General features: G+C 40.6%; 1 protein-coding gene. It reads left to right on the forward strand.

The genetic code is table 11. From position 1 onward, the window contains the following. Positions 1 to 501: transposase (locus ACSLUH_RS19500; RefSeq protein WP_448570079.1), on the forward strand; the 501-nt coding region annotated here is incomplete at its 5' end. Positions 502 to 510: the final 9 nt, after the last annotated feature.

Raw genomic sequence — 510 nt, forward strand, 5'->3', positions numbered from 1 at the left:
TTGGTCACAAAAACGATTAAGGGAAAAGAGGTGAGCATCCTCACTTCACTGACCGACCCAATGCGTTTTCCTAAAGCTGAAATAGTAGACTTATACAGTGATAGATGGGAAATCGAACTTGGCTATAGAGAAATGAAGCAAACCTTATTGAATAGCCACTTCACGTTACGTAGCAAAAAGCCAGACATGATAGCGCAAGAGCTTTGGGGTGTATTACTTAGCTATAACTTGCTCAGATATCAGATGGTGAAAATGGCACAAACAAAGCCCGGGATATATGCAAAACATCTTAGCTTTACAACTTGCGCAATAAGTATTATCAACTTAATTCAAACGATGTTTATAGAGAATGCTGGGCGGATCCCAAAGTCAATAGAGCAATTGCAAGCTCAAGTAGAGCACCACATCTTACCGATGAAGCGAGAGCGAGCGTATCCAAGATGCGTTAAACCAAAACCTAGCAAATATCCCAAGAAAAAATGCCAGTCAGTTGTTAACTGACTGGCATTA

The organism is Thalassotalea ganghwensis, from assembly GCF_053485795.1.